Below are 9,415 nucleotides of genomic sequence, written 5' to 3' on the forward strand. Positions count from 1 at the left end.
ATTGCCAAGATAGTTGGGGCGCGCTTCACAGCACGACCCCGCAGACACGCCGCACAGCGTGCCAAGGGCAACGACACCTCACATCAAACCGTCATTCAACTCTCAACGTTAGAGATTCGAGCCGAGCTGTGCTGCCTTGATAGATCGTCGGGCGGCATATTTGTCCCCCGCCCGACGAATTGCGCAATCTGCTACTTAGCGCGTATCGGTCCGCACATAACCGGCGGAGCCCTCGTGCAGTGCTCGGTAGAGCAGATCATACACGCGATTACCCTCATCCCGTGACAGCGAACGGCTCACCGAGCGAAGCGTAATCCGAATGAGTATATTGCTCTGCCCGGGGGCCATCCCAAGTCTCTCCTTCGCTTTTTCTGGCGTGGATTCATAATTGGAAACAGACAGCAATTCTATATCTTCGATCCAGTCGGCGTCATCTCCAAGAATATCTCTAACCCGATCGCCGAACACCTCCATATCCGTGTCTGAGATGCAAAGTGATAAATCCCGTCGCATTGGCGGTTGATTACTGACTATGCGGTAGGGATCGAGGTTCTGCATTTGGTTCGACACCCTCGGATCTGTCGATCGCAAAAGCCTGATGTCGTCTATGCCTTTGAGGAGCATGACTAATCTATCAAGGCCAACCCCCATGGCCAAGCCAGACCAAGAGCCACAGTCAAAACCGGCATCATGCAGCAACCAAGGGTGGCATTCTCCGCATTCAAAGAGTTCGATCCATCGATCTCCGATCTGAACCTCGATCTCAAGGCCGTTGACCGTGTATGAATGCCAAGTTTCGTTGCAGCGGATTTTGTGATCAGGCAGAATAGCATGAACTACCGCCTTTATCATGTTCTGGAGATCAAGCCGACCCAGCCTGCCTTGCCGGACAATCCAAAGATCCGCCTGATGCGGCTCACCTACATGCGTCTTGTCTACTACGTCGCGGCGGTAAACAAGCCCGGGACAAACGATCAGACGATCGTTCAGCGTCTCGGTCAAAATTGAGGGTATCGCCGCAGTCGTGTGCGTCCGAAGAATACGGTCTTGCGACACATGATGAGTATACCGCGTCGACCGTGCGATTGCGTTTGCATCATAGTAAAGTCGATCAAAGTTGTCCTCAATGGGCACCACCGGGTCACGCCTGAAGATTTCGGCTGGCAAGCCGCTCCATACGCTCACCGCGGTGACAAGTCGGTCTAGAACCAGATTGATGGCATGTTTGCCCTGTGCGGGATCGGTCAGATCTCGCAACTTAGCGTATTGTGAAAGCCTTGCTTCACTGAGTGTCAAAACCCCATTTTCAGTTACTCTCTTTCTCTCTGAAGATTGAAACCGTGGGTGGTTCCAACCAGGCACAGAGAAGGCCATCCGGTTGAAACCAGAGGCCAGCCCACGGTAGGTTTACCCTATCCGGTGGACGACCTCGTTCCCGTAAAGCCGAAGAGGACAAAGACGCACGAAATCTGGGATGCCGCTTGAAGAGCGGCACAGATTGTAGCTCGAATATTGATCAAATCACGCGTCATGTAGGTGGAAATAGACTGCAAAAAACGGTTCGACAAGCTAATTTTTCAAGCATGCAACTAAATGAAACTCAATTTCGACGGCAGACGTTGTCTGCAGATCCCGCACTCCGGTCAGTGACCAGTTCGTCGGTGATGGTCCGCTGCCGGCCGTTCGGCGGTCAGAACTCAACCGTTTCTGTCACAGGCTGAATCCACCGTTTCTGGCCTGTAGGTTGTGGCAGCGGGTTTTTGTCCGACACCGGCCATTCGTGACCGGCGCGGCGAATGCCGGGTCAGAGCCCAGTGTCACGATGCTGCACTTCGAATGAAGGTCCGGATTTGTTGTTGGTTTGAACTTTACCAATGCTGCTTTGTGAGAGCTTAGTGGTTTTCTGGCTTCGCTCGTTGAAACATCCCGAACAGGTCGCGCGGGTCGTCAGGGTCGGCGATCATGTCGAGCTGTGTGAAGAATGGGGTGCCTTTTGCCGCTTTCGCGATGTAACGCAGGGCGCTGAAATCTTCGATGGCAAAGCCCACACTATCGAACAGGGTGATTTGCCTGTCATCCGTGCGTCCGCTGGCCTTACCTTCGATGACCTGCCAAAGTTCGGTCACGGCATGGTCGTGCTCCAACTGCTGGATTTCACCCTCTACCCGGGTCTGCGGCGGATATTCCACAAAAATTGACGAGCGCAGCAAAATATCCCTGTGTAGTTCGGTCTTGCCGGGACAGTCGCCGCCAATCGCGTTAATATGCACGCCGCTGCCAACCATGTTGTCGGTGAGGATCGTTGCATATTGTTTGTCTGCCGTGCAGGTGGTGATGATCTGCGCGCCTTCCATCGCCTCCTGACCAGAGCGACATTCCACCACCGTCAGCCCTTTGGCCGCAAGATTGCGCGCGCAGCGCGTCGTGGCTGAGGTGTCGATGTCATAAAGCCGCACTGTGTCGATGCCGCAAACCGCTTTGAACGCGAGGCATTGAAATTCAGATTGCGCCCCATTGCCGATCATTGCCATGGTCCGCGCGCCTTTGGGCGCCAAATGTTTGGCGGCCATGGCGCTGGTCGCCGCTGTGCGCAGCGCCGTCAGCAGGGTCATTTCGCTCAGCAAGGTGGGATAGCCGCTGTCCACTTCGGCCAACAGGCCAAAGGCGGTCACGGTCTGAAGACCCTCGGCAGTATTCTTGGGGTGGCCGTTCACGTATTTGAACCCATAGGTTTCGCCATCCGAGGTCGGCATCAGCTCGATCACCCCCACATCGGAATGCGATGCCACGCGAGGCATTTTGTCAAACAGAGGCCAGCGGCGGAAATCGGCTTCGATCTCGGCGGCCAGATCGGTCAGCACCTGCTCGATGCCGATATGATGCACGAGCCCCATCATGTGTTCGACCGAGACAAAGGGCACATAGGCGCGTTTGGAAGGCATAGGAGACATGGGAACCTCGTCAGGCGTTTTGAGGGGAACGGGCGCTCAGATGCAGCCCGGCAATCATGCAGCGGACAGAGCCGCCGGCGTGTTCGATGGTGGGAATGTCCAGCGGCAGCAGCGAGACATGGCGTACCAGCGTTTTGATCTGCGCAGGCTCCAGCGACCGCAAAGCCCGAGACGACAAGGCCAAAATCAGCCCATTCCGGCCCTGCAATTCGATGGCATTGCCTGCGAAATTAGAGATTTGCGCGTGGGTCAGATCCACAATATCTCGCTCGCCCCAGCGTAGCCGCTGGGCCACATCGCGGCGACGGACGGTATCGGGAAGCGCGCTCAGCCCGACCATTGCAAAATCGGTTCCGATGCACATCAAGACGTTGGTGTGATAAATTGACTGGCCGTGGGCATCCACAGCGTCGAACACCACGGGTTCGTAGTTGAAATGGGTGCAAAAGCGTTCCAGCAGAATTTCACTGGTGCGTTTTGAGCGTGCTGCATAGGCGACCCGTTCCAAATGGTCGATCACCATGGCTCCGGTCCCTTCGAGAAACAGCTCGTCCTGCTCTAGTCCGGAATAATCGATGATATCCTGAACACGGTAGGTGTGCTTCAACATCTCCAGCATATCCTGCCGCCGTTCAGCGCAACGGTTTGGCGCATACATTGGATAAATGGCCGCATGCCCGCCGGAATGGGTCGAAAACCAGTTGTTCGGAAAGACAGAATCCGGTGTCGCCGTGCCTTCGTCCTCGAACAGATGCACCCGCACACCCGCATTCCTTAGTGACTCGGCGGCGCGGGTCACTTCGTCGAGCGCGGTTCGGGCGACACTTGCGGCGTCTGCGCCACCGTCGGTTTGAAAGTGGTTGTCCCGCGCCGTCAACGTGTTGGGCGTGAAATGATGTGGGCGGATCATGACGACCGACGACGGTGCCTGAACAGAGGAACGGGGCATGGATACGGGCCTTGTGCTGCGGGTTGTACCGAGAAAATAGACTGCCGTGATGACAGTTTGCAGGATCAAAATATTAGGTATCTATATTCATATTGTTCATTTTGTTATGTTAGATTATAGATATTGCTATGCATATATACGATGACCTCGACCGAAAACTGATCGCGATCCTGCGCGAAGATGGCCGGGCACCGATCTCGAAACTCGCAACACTGCTGCAGGTGTCGCGCGCGACCGTGCAGTCACGTTTGGACAGATTGTTGGACAGTGGCGCGGTGTTGGGATTTACCATTCGCGCCCGCGAAGACAGCGGGCCGAACGGGGTTCAGGCGATCATGATGATCGAGGTGTCAGGCCAATCCACAACCCAAGTCATCCGTAGTTTGCGCGGTATAGCAGCGCTTCATCAGTTGCATTCAACCAATGGAAATTGGGATTTGGTTGCGCAGCTCAGCGCAGAAAGCCTTAGTGATTTCGATCGTGTGTTGCGCGAAGTGCGGGGCATTCCAGGGATCACAAACAGTGAGACTTCGATACTTCTTAGCTCTGTATGACAATCACAGGGCCTAAATGTAATTCTCATCCAGTTCTTCGACAGTTTGAGCCGAAGCCGTCATTGGCGCAGCTGCAGCGAATTGGTGCTTTCATCGAAGCTGCCGTTCAGGACCTACGCAGCATATAGCCGCAGCCAGCCTTTTTTGCGGACGGACGGCGTGGGGGAAGCATCAAACATGCCGCCGCTGCGGAGTTTCGTGGCTGCGCTACCCAAAGTGATCGCGCGGCACCAGCCTGCTAAACTCGAGGACGCTTCAGATTGTTAAGGCGGCGGTAACGAGGATAAGGCGAGCATTCGCTGCGGTCGCGCCACTGGCTGCTATCAAATTGGCAACTCCGATGTCGCCTTCTCGGTTGAAACCACGATGGAAGTGCGGAACTTTCGGACGTTTTTGTCGGCAAAGAAAAACCGATGCGTGAAGGCCTCATATGCTGCGATATCGTTTGCCATCACGACAAGTATGAAGTCGGATTCGCCTGCGATGCAATAGAAATGCGTCACCTGCCGGTCTTCACGCGCCTTCCGTTTAAATGCGTCAATCTGATCAAGTCGGTCCCGTTCCAACTCTACCGCCACGATGGCGGTGATGCCCAGTCCCAAGGGTTTCGGATCAAGGATGGCCACTTCGCGTTTGATCACACCCGCTTCACGCAGTGTTCGCATGCGCCGTTGGACGGAAGCGGTCGAGACGCCAGTGGCATCTGCGAGCGCTTGAACAGGGGTCTTTGCATTCTTTTGAAGCTGGTTGAGAAGCTTGCGATCCGTCGCATCCATGATCGTCTATGCCCTATATACTGCAAAAATATGATGTAAACACATCACCTGGATGCATTCTTAAATGTATATCACATCAAGTCCATCATCTATTAAATTCGATATGAAACACGGTGCTTTTGCTATCCTTCCCCTCGCTCTCGGTGCCGCTGTCTACGGCTTTGCTTTCGGTCTGCTTGCCGCTCAAGTCGGCTTTCCATGGTGGGGAGTCGGGCTGATGAGTGCCTCGGTCCACGCCGGGTCTTCGCAAATCGTTGCGGTGGAACAATTTGGTACGACGCAAACGGTGCTCGGCGCTGCCCTGGCAGGGGCGGCGCTGAATTTGCGGTACATCGGCATCGTCGCGTCCCTATCAGAAGTGCTCACAGGGCTGTCATTGCGCACCAAACTCTTGGCGATCCACATCACAGGTGACGAGAACTGGGCGCTGACAATGGCAGAACGCGCAAAATCTCCTGACGTTGGCGCTAAGTTTCTGTTGGGATCGGGCTTGGTGATGATCAGCGTCTGGACAGCTTCGACCACGGCGGGAGCTGTGATCGGCGCGGTATTGCCCGATCTTGAAAGATTCGGTCTGGGTTTTGCTTTCACAGCGGCGTTTATCGCGATGGCGCGAGGGCTTTGGCGCGGACAGTCGCAAATGCTACCTTGGATTGTTGCAGCCGCATTGACCATTTCCAGCGTATCGCTCGGCCTCCCCCAAGCCTATGCAATCGTCGTCGGAACATTGTGCGGGCTGGTGTTTTTAGCTTCCCGTCGTAGATTTGAAAGGGTGGAGGCATGACCGGCTCGCACTGGGCTGTGATCGGCGTCCTGGCCATTGCGGCGTTCTCAATTCGTGTTGTTGGATTGATCGCTGGCGGACGTATCCGCGCCTCACGTCATTCGTGGGTTCTGGACGAAGTTCCGGGCTTGATTGTCGTTTGTCTGGTTGCGGCATCACTGGCAGGTCAGCCCGTGCAGACGTGGATTGGTGCTGCTGCGGCATTTGGAGCGGCAGTTTTGACCAACAATGTCATTGCGACGATGATTGTTGGCGTCATAATCTACGCGGGTCTCACGATGAACGGGATATGACAATTAACATCAAATCGGTAGCCCGACGCGAAATTGCAGAAGCCGCAGTTCACGCGCCTCGCATCACAAAGCCCTCACCATAACGGATATCTTCTACCGCTGTATTCGTGCGCAGGGATACGCGTGGTGGTGGTCGGTCCGATGCAAGCACGCCTCCGCGCGTGGGGTCGGGTCGTGAAGAAGAAAGTGCCGGTCATCAGGGCGCTGCGTTTTGGGATCGGTAGTCCTTTGATCGCCGCTGCCTGAATTTAGGTCCTCAAAGCCGTGCAGTCGACGTCAGATACTCGAAGAGATTTCGCGCCGGAGGCGTCAGTTCTTCTTCGCCATGGATGCAGATCGAAAGCCTGCGGGTTGCCCACACATCGAGCAGACGCACTGATGCGATATGTATCGAGCCGGGCAGGCGGGATAGCGCGGTTTCGGGTACGATACCGAGGCCGACACCCGCTGCCGCCATGCGGCAGATGCCTTCGAACGAGCGCATCCGTACGCGTATCTTCAGCCTTGCTCCAAGGCTGATTGCCTGGGCATCAAGGTGATCCTGCAAGGCACTCCCCATCAGGCCGATGAACTGCCGGGAAAGAATATCGGCAAAGGCGACATGTTTACGGGCAGCCAGCTCGTCATCGTGCGCGGCGACCACGACCAGCCTGTCGATGGCAAAAGGACGAGTTTGCAAATCACTGGTTGTGGCCGCCTGCGAAAGAACTCCGATCTCGGCCAGCCCGCCGGAGACCGCTCTCGCGATTTCCGTGCTCTGGCGTTCCCTGATCTCCAGATCGATCTGCGGATGCATCGCCATCCAAAAGGCAAGTGGCTCGGGCAGGAACTCGGTGATGGCCACCGTATGCGCCAGAATCCGAACGGTTGCACGCATGTCCCTTGCATGCTCGACAAGTTCACCCCGCATCTGCGCCATCTGGCGCAGGATCAGGCGTGCATGATGCGTCAGCGACTCACCGGCCTCCGTCGGGGTGACGCCACGCCGCCCGCGTTCGAGCAGCTTCACGCTACCCTCCACCTCCATATCGCGCAGGCGCGCGCTTGCTGCGGGAAGCGACAGTCCTGCAGCAGCTGCGCCATGCGTGATACTGCCGGCATCCACCACGGCGAGGAACAGTCGCAGGTCTGTCAGGTCAAAACGCATGCCGATGATGATAATCGATAAACAGCCTTCGGGATAGCCGAAGTCTTGCTATGGATCATCCGCATTGTGCAAGCTGGCGGCTCTTGTATCCAAAGACCATGATCGACTTTTCGATAGCACTTGTCGTCGCAACTTTTTTTGCCGCCGGTCTGGTCAAGGGCGTCAGCGGAATGGGACTCCCTACTGTCGCCATGGGCGTTCTTGGTGGGCTGATCTCCCCGCTCGCCGCCGCCAGCCTGTTGCTGGTCCCGTCCTTCGTGACCAATGTCTGGCAGCTTTTCGCGGGGCCGAACCTTGGCGCGCTCCTGCGCAAGCTATGGCCGATGATGCTGGCCATCGTCGCGGGCACGATAACGGGTTCGTTTCTACTCGCGGGCGACGATACGCGCGTAACCACCGCCGCGCTCGGCGTGGCGCTGGTGGCCTATTCCCTCTACACGCTGTTCGCCCGCCAGTTGCGTATCACCGACAGGCTGGAGCCGCGGCTGTCTCCCTTAGTCGGCGTGGCTACCGGGCTCGTGGGCGGTGGCACTGGCGTTTTTGTGATCCCGGCTGTTCCCTATCTTCAGGCGCTGGGGTTGCAGAAAGACGATCTTGTGCAGGCGCTCGGCCTGTCCTTCACTATCTCCACGATAGCGCTGGGAACCGGACTGGCGTGGCATGGGGTGCTCCAGCTTGATAGCTTGGCACTATCCTCAATGGCGATCATACCTGCTCTCGGCGGTATGTGGGCCGGGCAGGCCCTTCGTAGCCGGATCAGTCCGTCGAGTTTTCGCCGCGGGTTTCTGGTGGCCCTGTTGATTCTGGGCACAGAAATGGCATCGCGAGTGATGTTCTGATGGCCGCGCGTGGCAGCCCCGCGCTGAAGCAAAAAACGGAACCTGCGCATGCATCGCGCGCCAGCCGCATCTATATTATCGGGGCCTCATGCGCGGGCGTCACAAGCCTGGGCCGACGTCTCGCACAACGGTGCAACCTTACCCATGTCGATGTGGATGATTTCGGCTGGGACCGTATGGATGAGTCCTTCCCACGCGATCAAGCAAAATGCGTCGACCGCATTCGCCGATCATTGCCAGTGGAGCAATGGGTTCTGACCGGTCCGGTCGAGGGGTGGGGAGACGAGCTGGTTGGGGCCGTTGACCTGATTGGATTTGTGGTCGCACCCACGCCGGTCAGACTGCAACGGCTTCTGAACCGTGACCGGGAACGCTATGGGGGCAGGATAGGGCCAGATGGCGATCGGTATGCGCTGCACATGGCGGCTTACTGGTGGGCGCGGCAGTATGACGATCCGACTTTTCCGGGATCGAACCGTCTCAGCCAGGAGGAATGGCTCATTACGCGAGAGTCGTCTGTGGTCCGGCTGGACGGGACGCTGCCGCTGAACGACAACGTCGATCGGCTTTTGATTGGTTTCCGCCGCCAGGTTGACCTCTGATCAATTGGCACGTGGCTGCGCATTGAACTTTTTTGGCGGACCAGAAGCAGCAAAAGCCTTTCCGGGGATTCTTATTCAGTCCTCAATGACGCGGGCGAACTTGCCGGGTGGTGTGGGGAGCGGTTGATATACCCGGAGCAAGGCGAAGTTTGGTTATTTCAGCCACGCCCGAAATCGCCTCTCACCCTCCGGGCTGAAACGGATGATGCGCGATGATGGCAACCTCCGTGCCCATGACAGTGCAAGCAGGCGATCCAGCACCGCCTTGCCGACCTGTCCGGCCAGATGATGCCGCCTCTGACGGCTCTGTCGCAAAGATTTTTGGTTTCCGGTTGGCTTTGTATGAAGCATCGGCGTAGGAGGTGACTTCACAGCAAGGGTCGGATGAGTGCAATGGTTGATTTCAAGGGCGCGCATTATCCAAAATCAGTTATCCTGTTCGCGGTATTTTTCTACCTGCGCTACCCTGTTTCCTATCGTGACCTCGAAGAGATAATGGAAGAACGAGGTGTCGATGTTG

Annotated in this window: 10 protein-coding genes and 1 pseudogene; 6 read left to right on the plus strand and 5 right to left on the minus strand. The window is 56.6% G+C overall.

Annotated elements, in window-relative coordinates:
* Window positions 1-195: 195 nt before the first annotated feature.
* The 3 genes from srmL to ctlX all read right to left on the minus strand — a co-directional run bounded on the left by srmL (window position 196) and on the right by ctlX (window position 3,900).
* Window positions 196-1,374, minus strand: a complete 1,179-nt coding sequence (gene srmL, locus PUT78_RS22065; protein ID WP_274354409.1) for a PheS-related mystery ligase SrmL — start codon at window positions 1,372-1,374, stop codon at window positions 196-198.
* Between the two features lie 518 nt (window positions 1,375-1,892).
* Window positions 1,893-2,942, minus strand: a complete 1,050-nt coding sequence (locus tag PUT78_RS22070; RefSeq protein ID WP_274354410.1) for an ornithine cyclodeaminase — start codon at window positions 2,940-2,942, stop codon at window positions 1,893-1,895.
* Window positions 2,943-2,961: 19 nt separating this feature from the next.
* Complete coding sequence (gene ctlX / locus PUT78_RS22075) at window positions 2,962-3,900, minus strand: citrulline utilization hydrolase CtlX (RefSeq protein WP_274354411.1); 939 nt, start codon at window positions 3,898-3,900, stop codon at window positions 2,962-2,964.
* Between the two features lie 128 nt (window positions 3,901-4,028).
* On the opposite strand from ctlX, the gene PUT78_RS22080 reads away from it, so the two are divergent.
* Entirely contained in the window at window positions 4,029-4,454 is a 426-nt protein-coding gene (locus tag PUT78_RS22080; protein WP_274354412.1) for an Lrp/AsnC family transcriptional regulator, read from the plus strand.
* 323 nt (window positions 4,455-4,777) lie between these two features.
* On the opposite strand, the gene PUT78_RS22085 is transcribed toward PUT78_RS22080, so the two are convergent.
* Window positions 4,778-5,230, minus strand: coding sequence for an Lrp/AsnC family transcriptional regulator (locus PUT78_RS22085; protein ID WP_274354413.1), 453 nt, complete (start codon window positions 5,228-5,230; stop codon window positions 4,778-4,780).
* 64 nt (window positions 5,231-5,294) lie between these two features.
* On the opposite strand from PUT78_RS22085, the gene PUT78_RS22090 reads away from it, so the two are divergent.
* Both PUT78_RS22090 and PUT78_RS22095 read left to right on the plus strand, forming a co-directional pair.
* Window positions 5,295-6,014, plus strand: coding sequence for an AzlC family ABC transporter permease (locus tag PUT78_RS22090; protein WP_274354414.1), 720 nt, complete (start codon window positions 5,295-5,297; stop codon window positions 6,012-6,014).
* Window positions 6,011-6,307: an AzlD domain-containing protein gene (locus tag PUT78_RS22095; RefSeq protein ID WP_274354415.1), complete on the plus strand. Its 297-nt coding sequence runs from the start codon at window positions 6,011-6,013 to the stop codon at window positions 6,305-6,307. Before PUT78_RS22090 ends, PUT78_RS22095 begins: the two co-directional genes overlap by 4 nt.
* A gap of 256 nt (window positions 6,308-6,563) precedes the next feature.
* Here the strand turns inward: PUT78_RS22095 and PUT78_RS22100 are convergent, their stop codons facing one another.
* The gene (locus tag PUT78_RS22100; RefSeq protein ID WP_274354416.1) at window positions 6,564-7,454 is read right to left on the minus strand and encodes a LysR family transcriptional regulator; all 891 of its coding nucleotides are present in this window, start codon (window positions 7,452-7,454) and stop codon (window positions 6,564-6,566) included.
* 50 nt (window positions 7,455-7,504) lie between these two features.
* Between PUT78_RS22100 and PUT78_RS22105 the strand changes: the two genes are divergently transcribed.
* The 3 genes and pseudogenes from PUT78_RS22105 to PUT78_RS22115 all read left to right on the plus strand — a co-directional run.
* The gene (locus PUT78_RS22105; RefSeq protein ID WP_274354417.1) at window positions 7,505-8,293 is read left to right on the plus strand and encodes a sulfite exporter TauE/SafE family protein; all 789 of its coding nucleotides are present in this window, start codon (window positions 7,505-7,507) and stop codon (window positions 8,291-8,293) included.
* Window positions 8,293-8,895 carry a P-loop NTPase family protein gene (locus PUT78_RS22110; RefSeq protein ID WP_274354418.1) on the plus strand — a complete coding sequence of 201 codons (603 nt, stop codon included), beginning with the start codon at window positions 8,293-8,295 and terminating at the stop codon, window positions 8,893-8,895. The genes PUT78_RS22105 and PUT78_RS22110 overlap by 1 nt, the downstream gene beginning before the upstream one ends.
* Window positions 8,896-9,288: 393 nt before the next feature.
* Window positions 9,289-9,415, plus strand: a pseudogene (locus PUT78_RS22115) (IS6 family transposase); the annotation flags it as partial.

Origin of the sequence: Roseinatronobacter alkalisoli, from assembly GCF_028745735.1 — a bacterium.
Lineage (GTDB): Bacteria > Pseudomonadota > Alphaproteobacteria > Rhodobacterales > Rhodobacteraceae > Roseinatronobacter > Roseinatronobacter alkalisoli.